Below are 13,605 nucleotides of genomic sequence, written 5' to 3'. Positions count from 1 at the left end.
ATTCCCGGTGACCGAGCAAGAGCAACAGAATGACCGCCAGCGGCGCATTGAACGAATGCGTTGGCTGGTCGCGGAACTGAACCGCGCCAGCTACAACTACCATGTGCTGGATGCGCCGACGATTCCTGACGCCGAGTACGACAAGCTGTATCACGAGCTGGTGGCGCTGGAGACGAAGCACCCGGAAGCCGTCGACCCCGATTCGCCGACCCGGCGCGTGGGCGACGCGCCTATTCCCGAGTTCGGCCAGGTCACCCATGCGGTGCCGATGCTGTCGCTGAACAACGGCTTCAACGACGACGACATCGACAATTTCGACCGCAAGGCGCGCGAGGGGCTGGAAGTGCGCCAGGTCGTCTACAACGCCGAACTGAAGTTCGACGGCCTGGCCATCAGCCTGCGCTACGAGGATGGACGCCTGGTGCAGGCGGCGACCCGCGGCGACGGCTACACGGGCGAGGACGTCACTGCCAACATCCGCACCGTGCGCGTGATCCCGATGCGGCTGCATGGCGGCGACGTGCCGGCCGTGCTCGAGGTGCGCGGCGAAGTGCTGATGTTCAAGCGCGACTTCGAGGCCCTGAACGAGCGCCAGCGCGCCAGCGGCCAGAAGGAATTCGCCAACCCGCGCAATGCCGCCGCCGGCAGCCTGCGCCAGCTGGACGCGCGCATCACCAATGAGCGCAGGCTGCGCTTCTTCGCCTATGGCGTGGGCCAGGTGGAAGGCGCCGACCTGCCCGACACCCATTCCGGATTGCTCGACTGGTTCGAGGCGCTCGGGCTGCCGATGGCGAAGGAACGCAAGGTGGTCGCGGGCCGCGACGGCCTGCTCGACTTCTACCGCGACGTCGGCGAACGCCGCAAGTCGCTCCCTTACGAAATCGACGGCGTGGTGTACAAGGTCGACCGCATCGAGGACCAGCGCGCGCTGGGCTTCGTCTCGCGCGCGCCGCGTTTCGCGCTGGCCCATAAATTCCCGGCCGAGGAAGCGCTGACCACGGTCCAGGCGATCGAGGTGCAGGTCGGCCGCACCGGCGCCATCACGCCGGTGGCGCGCCTGGTGCCGGTCTCGGTCGGCGGCGTCACCGTCACCAACGCCACCCTGCACAACGAGGACGAAGTGCGGCGCAAGGACGTGCGCGTGGGCGACACCGTGATCGTGCGCCGCGCCGGCGACGTGATCCCCGAGGTGCTGGCGGTGGTGCTGGAGCGCCGCCCGAGCCCGGAGCCGGCGGTCTATGAACTGCCGAAGCAGTGCCCGGTGTGCGGTTCGCACGTGGTGCGCGAGGCCGACGAAGCGGTCGCGCGCTGCTCCGGCGGCCTGACCTGCGCGGCCCAGCGCAAGGAAGCGATCCGCCACTTCGCCGGCCGCCGCATGATGGACATCGAAGGCCTGGGCGACCGCTACATCGACAGCCTGGTGGAGGCGAACCTGGTCAAGGGTGTGGCGGATCTCTACAAGCTCACGCTCGACGACCTGCTCAAGATGAAGCGCCTGGCCGACGAGCGCGACGGCACGACCCCGGAGACCGTCAAGCAGGGCAAGGTCGCGACCAAGTGGGCCGACAACCTGCTGGCCGCGATCGCCGCCAGCAGGCAGCCGCCGCTGGAGCGCCTGCTGTTCGCGCTCGGCATCCGCCACGTGGGCGAGTCGACCGCCAAGACGCTGGCCGACTGGCTCGGCAGCCTGGCCCTGGTGCGGCGCGCGCCGGCCGCGCTGCTGCGCGTGCTGCCCGACATCGGCGGCACGGTGGCCGAGTCGATCGCCGAATTCTTCGCCGAAGAAAAGAACCAGATCGCCCTGAACGCCTTGCTGGACGCCGGCGTGGCGCCGAAGGGCGAGCATGCGCCGAAGGCGCAGCTGCGCGAAAAGCTCGACGAGATCAAGCTGCTGGCCGCGCTCGACATCCCGAAACTGACCGAGCCGCGCGCGCGCCAGGTGGTGGGCGCCGGCCAGACGCTGGAAGACATCGGCGTGCGCACCGACTTCGGCATCTTCGGCCTGCCGGCAACGGTCGCCGCCGCGCTCGAGGAATGGATGGCGGTGCGCGCGAACCGCGAACTAGTGCAGTCGCTGGCGGCCCTGCGCCGCTCGCTGCTGGAATCCCTGCCCGAAGCCTCGGCCGCCGCCGCGCCCGAGGGACCGCTGGCCGGCAAGACCTTCGTCCTGACTGGCACCTTGCCGACCCTGAGCCGCGACGCGGCCGGCGCGCTGATCGAGGAGGCCGGCGGCAAGGTGTCGGGCTCGGTGTCGAAGAAGACATCCTACGTGGTGGCCGGCGCCGAAGCGGGCAGCAAGCTGGCCAAGGCCGAGGAGCTCGGCGTCACGATCCTGGACGAGGCGGCGCTGCTGGCGCTGCTGGCGCAGTCATAACAATGCAATAACAACCCTCCATACTGGAACACATGAACCTGATCCGCAAAGCCGTATTCCCCGTCGCCGGCCTGGGCAGCCGCTTCCTGCCGGCGACCAAGGCGCAGCCGAAAGAGATGCTGCCGATCGTCGACAAGCCGCTGATCCAGTACGCGGTCGAAGAGGCGGTGGCCGCCGGCGTCACCGAACTGATCTTCATCACGGGCCGCAACAAGCGCGCCATCGAAGACCATTTCGACAAGGCCTACGAACTCGAATCCGAGCTCGAGGCGGCCGGCAAGCAGGCCCTGCTCGAGACCGTGCGCGGGGTGATCCCGAAGAACGTCAACTGCATCTACATCCGCCAGTCCTCGCCCCTGGGCCTGGGCCATGCGGTGCTGTGCGCGCGGCCGGTGGTGGGTATTGAACCCTTCGCCGTGCTGCTGGCGGACGACTTCATGGACACCGCCGACGGCCAGAAACCGGTGCTGGCCCAGATGGCCGACGTCTACGCCTATGAGCGCAGCAGCATCCTGGCGGTGCAGGACGTGCCGCGCGAGCACACCCGCCAGTACGGCATCGTCAGCGCCTCGGCCTACCGCCAGGACCTCGAACTGGTGTCCGGCATCGTCGAGAAGCCGCAGCCGGCGGACGCGCCGTCGACCCTGGCCGTGGTCGGCCGCTACGTGCTGTCGCCGTCGATCTTCGACTACCTGGAAAACATCGGCAAGGGCGCCGGCGGCGAGATCCAGCTCACCGACGGCATCGCGGCCCTGATGCGCGACGAGCGCGTGCTGGCCTACCGCTACGCCGGCCAGCGCTACGATTGCGGTTCCAAGCTGGGGTATCTGCAGGCCACCGCCGCGATCGGCCTGAAGCACCCGGAAACGGCCGAGGGCTTCCGTGCCTCGCTGGCCGGTTTGCTGGAAGGAAGAGGCCCGGCATGACGGTGCGCGAGATCCTCAGGATGGGCGACCCGCGCCTGCTGCGGGTCGCGCAGCCGGTCACCGAATTCGATACGCCCGGGCTGCACGCCCTGATCGCCGACATGTTCGAGACCATGCATGCCGCCAACGGCGCCGGCCTGGCCGCGCCGCAGATCGGCGTCGACCTGCAACTGGTGATCTTCGGCTTTGGCAGCAACCAGCGCTATCCCGACGCGCCGCCCGTGCCCGAGACGGTCCTGATCAATCCCGTGCTCACGCCCTTGTCCGACGAGATGGAAGAGGGCGTCGAGGGCTGCCTGTCGGTGCCCGGCCTGCGCGGCAGCGTGCCGCGCTACACGCGCCTGCGCTACGAGGGCTTCGACCAGTTCGGCAAGCGCATCGTGCGTGACGCGGAAGGTTTCCACGCGCGCGTGGTGCAGCACGAAGTGGATCACCTGCTGGGCATCCTGTATCCGATGCGGATCCGCGACTTTTCCCGCTTCGGCTTCACCGAAGTCATGTTCCCCCACCTTGATCCCGGAGCCGACGATTGAGCCGCGCCGTATATTCCCTGGCGCTGCTGGGCGCCGCCTGTCTTGCCGCTCCGGCGGCACTCGCCGCCGACTTCTTCACGAAGATCGACCCGTCGCCGACCAGCGAACTGTGGATCGACACCGGCTTCTATACCGCGCACTTTGACGGCGACAAGGACCTGAACGACAACAACAAGGGCCTGGCGCTTGAGTACCGCTTCAAGGGCACGATGACGGCCACCGCCGGGCGCTTCTACAACAGCGACCGCGCCTGGTCGAACTACGCGGGCGTGATCTGGCAGCCGTATGCGGTCGGCCCGGTGCGCGTGGGCCTGGCGCTGGCCGCCTTCGACGGCTATCCGAAGACGCGCGACGGCGGCTGGTTCCCGGGCGCGATCCCGACCCTGACCTATGAATACAAGCGGGTCGGCGTGAATGTCGGGATCATCCCGAACTACAAGGACCGGCTGTATGGCGGCATCTCGTTCCAGCTGAAGTTCAAGCTGTTCGACCGATGAAAAAAGGGCCGCGCGATGCGGCCCTTTTTTCATGAAACGATCAGCTTTCTTTCGGATACGGACTCGGTCCGCCATCCGCGATGAACTGGTCGATGCGCTGCTGCAGCACCGGCAGCGGCACCGAACCGACCTGCAGCACGGTGTCGTGGAAGTGGCGGATGTCGAACTTCGACCCGAGCGCCTTCTCGGCGCGCGCGCGCGCTTCCTGGATCGCCATCTGGCCCAGGTAGTACGACAGCGCCTGGCCCGGCCACGAGATGTAGCGGTCCACCTCGGTCTCGACCTCGTGCTTCGACAGCGCGGTGTTCTGCAGCAGGTAGTTCTGGGCCTGCTCGCGGGTCCAGCCCTTGGCGTGGATGCCGGTGTCGACCACCAGGCGCGAGGCGCGCCAGGCCTGGTAGCTCAGCATGCCGAACACCTCGTACGGGGTCTCGTAGATGTCCATCTCGGTGCCCAGGCGCTCGGTGTACAGCGCCCAGCCCTCGCCATAGGCCGAGATGTAGGCGCGGCGGAACGGCGGCACGCCTTGCTGTTCCTGCGCCAGCGGGATCTGGAAGGCATGTCCCGGCGCCGACTCGTGCAGGGTCAGGGCCGGCAGGCTGTAGAGCGGACGGGCCGGCAGGTTATAGGTATTGACCCAGTAGGTGCCGGGGCCGCCGCGGCCCGCGGTCCAGAACGGCGCCTGGTCGTCCGGCACCGGCACGATCGCGAAGCGGCGGCGCGGCAGGTGGCCGAAGAACTGGTCGGCCTTGGCGTCGAACTTCTTGGACGTCCAGGCCGCGCTCTTGAGCAGCTCTTGCGGCGTCTTGGCATAGAACTGCGGATCGGTGCGCAGGAAGTGCAGGAAGGCCTGCAAGTCGCCCTTGAACCCGACCTGCTTCATGATGTCGTGCATCTCGGCGCGGATCTTGGCCATCTCGGCCAGGCCGATCGCGTGGATCTGGTCGGCCGTCATGTCGGTCGTGGTGAATTCCACGATCTTCGACTGGTAGTATTCCTTCCCGCCCGGCATGTCCTGGGCCGCCAGCGTGGTGCGCGCCTTCGGCACGTACTCGTCGCGGAAATAGGCCAGGGCCTTGGCGTAGGCGGGGCGTATCTTGCCCTGGATGAGGGCCACCGCCTGCGCGCGCAGCGCCTCCTGCTCGGCGGCCGGCATCGCGGCCGGCATCTGCCTGAACGGGGTGTAGAACACCACGTCCTGCGGCGTCTTCGCATCAAGCACCGAGCTCAAGGTGCCGTCGCGGCCGGCCAGGGTGACCTTCGGCGGGGTGAAGCCGCGCGCCAGGCCGGCGCGCATATTGTCCAGTTCCTGGTCGAAGTAGGCGGGCAGGCCCTCCAGCAGGCGCAGATAGTTGCGGTATTCGTCGGCGGTCTTGAGCGGGCGGCGCGCGGCATACGCGACGTCGGACCAGAAGGCGGTGTCGGCGTTGACCGGCTGTTCGTATTCGCGGAAGCGCTGGGCGTCATGCAGGGCGGCGATCTGGGCGCGGTAGACCGCGAAGTTGATGCGTTCGGCGGGCGAAAGCGCGCCTGGCGGGATCGCGTCGAGTTCTTTCAGGATGCCGGCCCAGTAGACGCGGCGCGCTTCCTGGGCGGCGGCATCGACCCGCGCATAACCCGGGCTCGCGTTGGGCGCGTTCTCGTCGCGCGCGAGGCGTTCGGCGATGCGCCACTTCCACTCCTTGGTGTAGATGTCCTTGAACCGCGCGTCGGCGGCGGTCGCAGTCGTATTCACCGCGGCTGCGCTCGTTGCGGCCACGGCCGCCGGTGCGAATGCCAGACCCATCACGACGGCGGCCGTCGAGACGGCGGCGCCCAGCTTGCTTATTTTCATTGATCCCCTGCTTGATAAAGAGCATTATTGCTCGGTGATACACATCTTAGCGGGGAAACAGGTGGATGCCTACCGCATGTTTGTATCGTCAATACGCGCATTGGCGCATCGTGCGCGGCAACTTTAATCGCCCGATCCCCGGAGAATGGCAGGAAGCCAAGATATAATGTTCGTCAACCTATCGCCGGGCGAGCGCACGACGATTTCCGCGCGAGAGTGTGCATGGACCTTTCATGAAGATAACGGCAGCAATTGCTATTCAACCTAGACATGATGACGAGTAAGGGCGGCCCCGGACGTTCTGAAGAGCATATCCAGCTCATCCAATCCTGGCGGCGCTTGGCCGACCAGTTGGGTCCGCTCATCGGTGACAGCGGCTTTTGCGCGCTGTATGGACGGGCATGCCGTCTGGTCGGTCCCGAATTCAAATGGCTGGCCGAGACGCCGCCATGCAAGACCCGCGACTCCCAAATCACCACGCTGGACGAGCTGCTCGCCAGCGTGGCACCCGACCACGCAAAAGCCGCGCATGCGGCGCTGCTCCAGACGTTTACCGAGTTGCTGGCGTCCCTCATCGGCCAGGCGCTCGCACGGCGCCTGCTCGATGCCGCCGCGCGGGACGGGGAAGAGAAGAATGCACAGGAGCACAAGTAATGAGCGATAAAGTATCCCTTGGAAAGCTGAGCACGGGCGTGCAGGGGCTCGATGTTCTCCTGGGGGGAGGGCTGAGCGAATTTTCCTTCAACCTGATCGCCGGGCCGCCGGGATCGGGCAAGACCACGCTCGCCCACCAGATCATGTTTTCGCTGGCCAGCAACGAGCGCCGCGCCCTGTTCTTCACGGTGCTGGGCGAACCGCCCCTCAAGATGCTGCGTTACCAGCAACAGTACAGCTTCTTCGACATGGACATGGTCGGCACCTGCGTGCGCTATGTCAACCTGGCCGAAGACCTGCGCGCGGGCGATTTCAGCGGCGTGCTTGCGCGCCTGATGAAAGAGGTCGAGGATTTCTCGCCGAGCCTGGTGTTCGTCGACTCCTTCCGCTCGGTGGCGCAGACGGCGCGCGCCGGCAACGAGGGCGTGGCCGACCTGCAGCACTTCATCCAGGATCTCGGCACCCGCATGACGAGCTGGCAGGCCACCACCTTCCTGATCGGCGAATACCTGCACGGCGACGCCGAGGCGAGCCCGATCATGACGGTCGCCGACGGCATGATTTCGCTGACCCCGGTGCACGAGGATAACTCGGTGGTGCGCAAGATGCGGGTGGTGAAGATGCGCGGCCAGGCCCACCTGGGCGGCTCGCACACCTTCCGCATCACCGACGACGGCATCCGTGTGTATCCGCGCATCCTGCCGCCGCTGGCGGCCGACCATCACCAGGGGGCGCGGGTCGACCGCGATGCGGCGCGCATCCCCACCGGCACGCCCGATCTCGACGGGCTGCTCCACGGCGGCCTGCCGCAAGGTCACTCGCTGCTGGTGTCGGGCCCGAGCGGCTGCGGCAAGACCATCCTCGGCACCCGCTTCCTGCAAGAGGGCGCCCGGCTGGGCGAGAAGGGCGTGGCGGTCTCGTTCGAGAAGGGCGCCTCGCGCCTGCGCAACGCCGAGCTGGCGGCGCTGGTCGCGAACGGCGACGTGCAGATGGTCGAAAGCCGCAAGATCGACCTCACGGTCGACGAGCTGCTCGACGAGATGAACGATGCGATCGACCGCACCGGCGCGCGCCGGGTCGTGGTCGATTCGCTGTCCGAGCTGGCGCTGTACCTGGCGCCGGAAGGCCGCAACCAGCTGCGCTCGACCGTGTTCCAGATGCTGTCCTCGCTGGCCAAGCGCGGTGTGAGCGTGCTGGTCACGATGGGCCTGGACGACGACTTCACCCAGCTCAAGTTCAGCCAGGCCGACATCGCCTACCTGACCGATGCGATCGTGATCATGCGCTTCGGCGAGAATGGCGGCCGGCTCCGCCGCTTCATCTCGGTGGTCAAGGTGCGCGGCAGCGCCCACAGCACCGACCTGCGCGAATTCCACGTCGGCGACGACGGGATCCATATCGAGCCGGTGGCGACCGAATACGAGGGCGTGCTGCACGGCTTGCCCATCGCGCGCGGGACACCCTGAATGAATCTCATGGCGGCGACACCAGGCAGCGACGACGGCACCCTGGCGCTCCGCCTGGCGGCGCTGGAACTCGAGGCAGAGCAGCTGCGCGGCGATCTCGCGGCCAGCCTCGCGCTGGCCGCAAGCCTGCGCGAAGCGAACGAGCACCTGGTGCTGGCCGCGGTCGACGCCCAGACCTCGCGCGACGACGCCGAGGAAACCAACCGCCGCCAGAACGAATTCCTCGCCATGCTGGCGCACGAGCTGCGCAACCCCCTGGTGCCGATCAGCGTCTCGGCCAGCCTGCTCGAACGCTCGCCGGTGAATACCGCCGCATTGGCCCGCCTGACCGGCGTGATCCAGCGCCAGGTGGGCCATATGGCGCATCTGCTGGACGACCTGCTCGACGCCGCCCGCCTGAGCAGCGGCAAGATCACGCTGGCGGTCGAGCCGCTGCGGCTGGCCGAATTGATCGAGCACGCGGCGGAGACCGTCATGCCGCGCGTGCGCGAGCGCGGCCAGGAGCTGGCGATCGCGCAGGCGGCGGATACCCTGGTGGTCGAAGGGGACCGGGTGCGCCTGACCCAGGTGTTCACCAACCTGCTCAACAATGCCTCGAAATACACCCAGGACGGCGGCCGCATCGCGGTCGCGGCCCGGGTCGGCGCCGACGGCCTTGTTACGGTCACCATCGACGACAACGGTTCCGGCATGTCCATCGAGACCATCGGCCGCGCGTTCGACCTGTTCACGCAGGGGCCGCGCACGCTGGCGCGCTCGGAGGGCGGGCTCGGGGTTGGCTTGAACGTGGTGCGCAATCTGGTCACCATGCACGGCGGCAGCGTCGGCGCCGCCAGCCCGGGGCTGGGGCGGGGCAGCACCTTCACGGTCTCGCTGCCGCTGTCGAGCGCCGCGGCGCCCAGCGGGGTCGCCGATGGCGCCGCGCCGGTTGGCGGCGGCATCAGGCGCCGGATCCTGATTGTGGAAGACAATGCCGACGCCTCGGACGTGCTGCGCATGCTGCTCGAAGTCGAAGGGCACCAGGTGGAAATCGCCGGCGACGGCCATGCCGGCCTGGCGCTGGCGCTGGAAGGCCGCTTCGACGCGATCGTGTGCGACATCGGTCTGCCGGGCCTGGACGGCCTGGAACTGATGGTGCGCCTGCGCGCCGCTGGCTCGGATGCGGGCACGGACAGCAACCGGCCGCTGACGATCGCCCTGTCGGGCTATGGCCAGCCGCAAGACCGCGAACGCGCGCTGGCGGCCGGCTTCGACCGCTACCTGGTCAAGCCGGTGGCGCCCGGCGTGCTGATCGAGGCGCTGGCGGGCGTGGCGCCTTAAGGTCGGCGGCTACGCACCGACCTTACACGAACAGGCGCCGCAGCCGCGCCACCGCTTCCTCGATCCGCTCGTACTTCGTCGCATACGAAAAGCGCACGTGGCGCTGCGGCGCCGCCACGCCGAAATCGTCGCCCGGCACGATCGCCACATGGGCATCCTGCAGCACCGCCATGCTGAACGCCGCGCTGTCGCCGTGCAGCGGGTGCGCCACGCGGTCGAGGTCGGCGTACACATAGAAGGCGCCGTCCGGCATCACGGGCACCCCGAAGCCGAGTTCGCGCAGCGCCGGCACCAGGTAGTCGCGGCGGCGCTGGAATTCGCGCCGGCGCTCCTCGAAGATCGCCAGCGCCTCGGGCTGGAAGCAGGCCAGGGCCGCGTGCTGGGCCACGGTCGGCGCGCAGATGAACAGGTTCTGGGCCAGCTTCTCGAAGGTCGGCACCAGGCTGTCGGGCACCACCAGCCAGCCCAGGCGCCAGCCGGTCATGTTGAAATACTTGGAGAAGCTGTTCACCGTGATGACGTCCGGGTCGAGCGCCAGCGCGCTCAGGGGCTGGTGGTCGTAGGACAGCCCCTGGTAGATCTCGTCGACGATCGCGAAGCCGCCGCGCGCGCGCACCGCCGCCAGCATGGCGCGCAGCTGCTCCGGCGTCATCGAGGTGCCGGTCGGGTTCGACGGCGAGGCCACCAGCACGCCGCGCGTGCGCCCGGTCCAGCGCTCGGCCACGTGGTGGGCGCCGAGCTGGTAGCGGTCCTCGTGGGAGGAAGGCACCAGCACCGGCCGGCCCCCGAAGCTGGCCACGAAATGGCGGTTGCATGGGTAGGACGGGTCGGGCATCAGGACTTCGTCGCCCTCGGACACCAGCGCGGCGCAGGCCAGCAGCAGGCCGGCCGAGGCGCCGGCGGTGATCACGATGCGGCGCGGGTCGATGTCCAGGCCCTGGGTCGCGGCGTAGTGGCCCGAGATCGCCTGGCGCAGCTCGAGGAGGCCGAGCGACTCGGTGTACTGGGTGACGCCGCCGCGGATCGCTTCCATCGCGGCGCCGGCGACGATGTCGGGCGCGGTGAAATCGGGCTCGCCGACGCTCATGCTGATGACGTCGTGGCCGGCGCGTTTCAGTTCGCCGGCGGCCTTGACCATCTCCATGACGCGAAACGGTTCGATCGCGTGCACGCGCTGGGCGACCTGGAGCTGGCGGTTGGGGGTAATGAGAGACATGCTGGATGGCAGGGATTAGAAACCCTGCCATCTTACTGGAAGCCGCGCTTACGCGTGAGCGTGATGCGCGGCGGTCAGGCGCCGCATCAAGGGCAGGGCGGCCAGCGCAATGAAAGTGCAGGCGATCGCCGCCAGCCCCAGCTTGTTGAACAGGCTCGTATAGATCGGCAGCGTCTGCAAGGGGTCGGTCATGCCTTCCGGCACGCTGGCCATGGTGGCCACCAGGCCGCCCAGGTATTGCGAGATGCCGACCGCGACGAAGTAGGCCCCCATCATGAAGCCGCCCATGCGCGCCGGCACGTAGCGCGCGATCATCGCCAGCCCCAGGCCGCTCACCAGCAGCTCGCCCAGCGAATACAGGCCGTAGCCAGCGATCATGATCCACGACGAGGTCAGGCCGTTCACGGCGAAGGCGCCGGCGAAACCGTAGGTGAAGAAGCCGGCGGCCACCACTGCGAAGCCGAGCGCGAACTTGGCGGCAATCGACAGGTCCAGGCGGCTGCCGCTGGAACGCGTGTAGATCCACGCCAGCACCGGAGAGAGGACCATGATCCAGATCGCGTTGAGCGCCTGGAACTGGGCCGGCGACCAGGTGAACAGGTGGCTGCCGAACAGGCTGAAATCGAGGTCGACGTTGCGCAGGGCGAACAGCGACAGCGAGGTCGACATCTGCTGGTAGAAGATGAAGAAGAACACCGTCTGCAGGGTCAATACCAGCGCCGCCACCAGGCCGGCGCGCTCGCTGGCCTGGCTGGTGCGGATCAGGTGGATGAAGATGCCCAGCACCACCAGGCCGGCGACGTAGACGAACAAGCGCGCCAGCCACTGGTATTCGAGGATGAAGGTCGAGGCGATGACGGTGAGCACGCCGCCGCCCAGCACCAGCGCAAGCTTGCCCCAGTTCAGCGGCAGTTCGTCCGGCGGCGAGCCGATATGGTTGACGGTGCGGCGCAGCACGCCGACCGTCAGCAGGCCCACCCACAGGCCGACGCTGCACACGGCGAACGCCATGTGCCAGCCCAGGTCACCGCCCGAGGTGGCGTTGAAATGGTCCTTGATCGCCGGCGTGGCCAGCATCGAGACGGTCGAGCCGACGTTGACCGCCATGTAGTAGATGGTGAAGGCGCTGTCGATCTTGGCGTCGTCGCCCTCGTAGATCTTGCGCACCAGGTTGGCGGTGTTGGGCTTGAACAGGCCGTTGCCGACCACGATCACGCCCAGCGCCACGAAGGTGAGCCAGGTGCCGCTGACCGGGATCCCCATCAGGGCGTAGCCCAGCGACAGGATGATGGCACCGATGATCATGCAGCGGCGGGTGCCGAGCACCTTGTCGCCGATCCAGCCGCCGATGGCCGGGGCCACGTAGATCAGGGCCGCGGCGGCGCCCCACACCAGGGTGGCGCGGGTATCGTCGAAGCCCAGTCGCTGCACCATGAAGTAGACGATCAGCGCCTGCATGCCGTAGTAGCCGAAGCGTTCCCACAATTCGATCAGGGCGATGGTCAGGAAGGAGCGGGTCTGGGTGACGGGCGGGTCGGCTTGAAGCCTGGCGCCGAAGTTCGGCTGGTGCGGCTGCTGCTGCATATGATTCCTTTGACAACGGCGCCGGGCGAGGCCGGCGCAAATCCGATGATTCTATGCCATCCGCATGCAATCCGCAGCCTTGACAGCGGGTGGTGACATTGCGCTAACATGGTCCGGATTTCAGACAACGAGGTTCGCATGAGGCGATTGAGCATCACCACCCGCGCCATGTTCTGCGCCGCCATGGCGGTGGCGGCATCCGGCCCGGCCCGGGCCGGCGAGGATGCCGCGCCGGCGCGCCTGGCGCCCGCGGCCGACCACCACCAGCACCTGTTCAGCCCCGCGGCGGCGGCCTGGATGTCGTCCTCGGTCGCGCTGGCGCCGGTCGACGCCGACGAACTGGTGGCGCAGCTGGACGCGGCCGGCGTCAAGCGCGCGGCGGTGCTGTCGGCGGCCTATGCCTATGGCCTGCCGGCGCGCACCATCGACCATGAATACGCCCGCGTGCGCGCCGAGAACGACTGGGTGGCGGCCCAGGCCGCGCGCCATCCGGAGCGCCTGGTGGCCCTGTGCAGCTTCAATCCGCTCAAGGACTATGCGCTGCTCGAACTGGGGCGCTGCGCCACCAGCCCCGGCTTCGGGCGCGGAATCAAGCTCGATTTCGCCGCCTCCGACGTCCAGCTCGACCAGCCCGGCCACGTCGAGCGCCTGCGCCAGGTGTTCCGCGCCGCCAATGCGCGCGGCATGGCGATCGTGATGGACATGCGCGCCTCGCGCGCCCTCGGGCGGCCGTATGGCGCCGCGCAGGCGCGCGTGCTGCTGGAGCAGGTGCTGCCGTATGCGCCCGACGTGCCGGTGCAGGTGTCGCACCTGGCCGGCAACGGCCCCGGCTTCGGCGACACGGCGGCGCGCGAAGCGCTGGCCGTGCTGGCCGAGGCGGCCGCGCGGCGCGATCCGCGCATGCGCCAGGTCTGGTTCGACGTGGCGACGGTGGCGCAGGCCGACCTGCCGGCCGACGCGGCGCGGCGCCTGGTGCGGCGCCTGCGCCAGCTCGGCCTGGACCGGGTGCTGTACGGTTCGGACCCGGGCGGCGACACCGGGTCGCCGGACGGCTGGGAGGCCTTCCTGCGCCTGCCGCTGGACGACGCCGAAACCGCGCGCGTGGCGCGCAACGTGGTGCCGTACCTGCGTTGACCGGCCTGGCGACGGCCAGGGCCAGCTGATGCAGCTGAACCTGGGCGGCCGAGGCGCGCTTACACAA

Annotated in this window: 11 protein-coding genes; 8 read left to right on the top strand and 3 right to left on the bottom strand. The window is 68.3% G+C overall.

Features of this window, described 5'->3' with window-relative positions; all coding sequences use genetic code 11:
* Positions 1–7 precede the first annotated feature (7 nt).
* From ligA to KY496_RS07165, 4 genes are read left to right on the top strand one after another with little or no spacing between them, the layout of a single operon-like run.
* A complete protein-coding gene (gene ligA / locus KY496_RS07180) occupies positions 8–2,374 on the top strand; it encodes an NAD-dependent DNA ligase LigA (RefSeq protein ID WP_373889474.1) in 2,367 nt (788 codons plus the stop codon).
* A 32-nt stretch (positions 2,375–2,406) separates the two neighbouring features.
* Complete coding sequence (gene galU / locus KY496_RS07175; protein WP_005667471.1) at positions 2,407–3,300, top strand: UTP--glucose-1-phosphate uridylyltransferase GalU; 894 nt, start codon at positions 2,407–2,409, stop codon at positions 3,298–3,300.
* Positions 3,297–3,833 (top strand): peptide deformylase, encoded by a 537-nt coding sequence (gene def / locus KY496_RS07170; RefSeq protein ID WP_005667472.1) that lies wholly within the window; start codon positions 3,297–3,299, stop codon positions 3,831–3,833. The genes galU and def overlap by 4 nt, the downstream gene beginning before the upstream one ends.
* On the top strand, positions 3,830–4,330 hold the full coding sequence (locus KY496_RS07165; protein WP_083415403.1) for a hypothetical protein: 501 nt from the start codon (positions 3,830–3,832) through the stop codon (positions 4,328–4,330). The genes def and KY496_RS07165 overlap by 4 nt, the downstream gene beginning before the upstream one ends.
* Positions 4,331–4,370: 40 nt before the next feature.
* Here KY496_RS07165 and KY496_RS07160 read toward each other — a convergent pair whose 3' ends face one another.
* The gene (locus KY496_RS07160) at positions 4,371–6,164 is read right to left on the bottom strand and encodes a DUF885 family protein (protein WP_219864347.1); all 1,794 of its coding nucleotides are present in this window, start codon (positions 6,162–6,164) and stop codon (positions 4,371–4,373) included.
* A gap of 270 nt (positions 6,165–6,434) precedes the next feature.
* Between KY496_RS07160 and KY496_RS07155 the strand changes: the two genes are divergently transcribed.
* The 3 genes from KY496_RS07155 to KY496_RS07145 are packed head-to-tail and all read left to right on the top strand — an operon-like array spanning position 6,435 to position 9,604.
* The gene (locus KY496_RS07155) at positions 6,435–6,818 is read left to right on the top strand and encodes a hypothetical protein (RefSeq protein ID WP_071362459.1); all 384 of its coding nucleotides are present in this window, start codon (positions 6,435–6,437) and stop codon (positions 6,816–6,818) included.
* The gene (locus KY496_RS07150) at positions 6,818–8,284 is read left to right on the top strand and encodes an ATPase domain-containing protein (RefSeq protein WP_219864346.1); all 1,467 of its coding nucleotides are present in this window, start codon (positions 6,818–6,820) and stop codon (positions 8,282–8,284) included. Before KY496_RS07155 ends, KY496_RS07150 begins: the two co-directional genes overlap by 1 nt.
* Before the next feature lie 9 nt (positions 8,285–8,293).
* Entirely contained in the window at positions 8,294–9,604 is a 1,311-nt protein-coding gene (locus tag KY496_RS07145; RefSeq protein ID WP_229520458.1) for an ATP-binding protein, read from the top strand.
* A gap of 22 nt (positions 9,605–9,626) precedes the next feature.
* Here KY496_RS07145 and KY496_RS07140 read toward each other — a convergent pair whose 3' ends face one another.
* Positions 9,627–10,820, bottom strand: coding sequence for a pyridoxal phosphate-dependent aminotransferase (locus KY496_RS07140; RefSeq protein ID WP_219864344.1), 1,194 nt, complete (start codon positions 10,818–10,820; stop codon positions 9,627–9,629).
* 48 nt (positions 10,821–10,868) lie between these two features.
* Positions 10,869–12,404: a peptide MFS transporter gene (locus KY496_RS07135; RefSeq protein ID WP_219864343.1), complete on the bottom strand. Its 1,536-nt coding sequence runs from the start codon at positions 12,402–12,404 to the stop codon at positions 10,869–10,871.
* A gap of 138 nt (positions 12,405–12,542) precedes the next feature.
* On the opposite strand from KY496_RS07135, the gene KY496_RS07130 reads away from it, so the two are divergent.
* Positions 12,543–13,538 (top strand): amidohydrolase family protein, encoded by a 996-nt coding sequence (locus tag KY496_RS07130; protein ID WP_219864342.1) that lies wholly within the window; start codon positions 12,543–12,545, stop codon positions 13,536–13,538.
* The last annotated feature ends 67 nt before the right edge of the window (positions 13,539–13,605 follow it).

Origin of the sequence: Massilia sp. NP310 (assembly GCF_019443485.1) — a bacterium.
GTDB lineage: Bacteria > Pseudomonadota > Gammaproteobacteria > Burkholderiales > Burkholderiaceae_D > Telluria > Telluria timonae.
The sequence above is the reverse complement of the archived record's forward strand: the minus strand, read 5'-3'. Positions and strand labels throughout refer to the sequence as shown.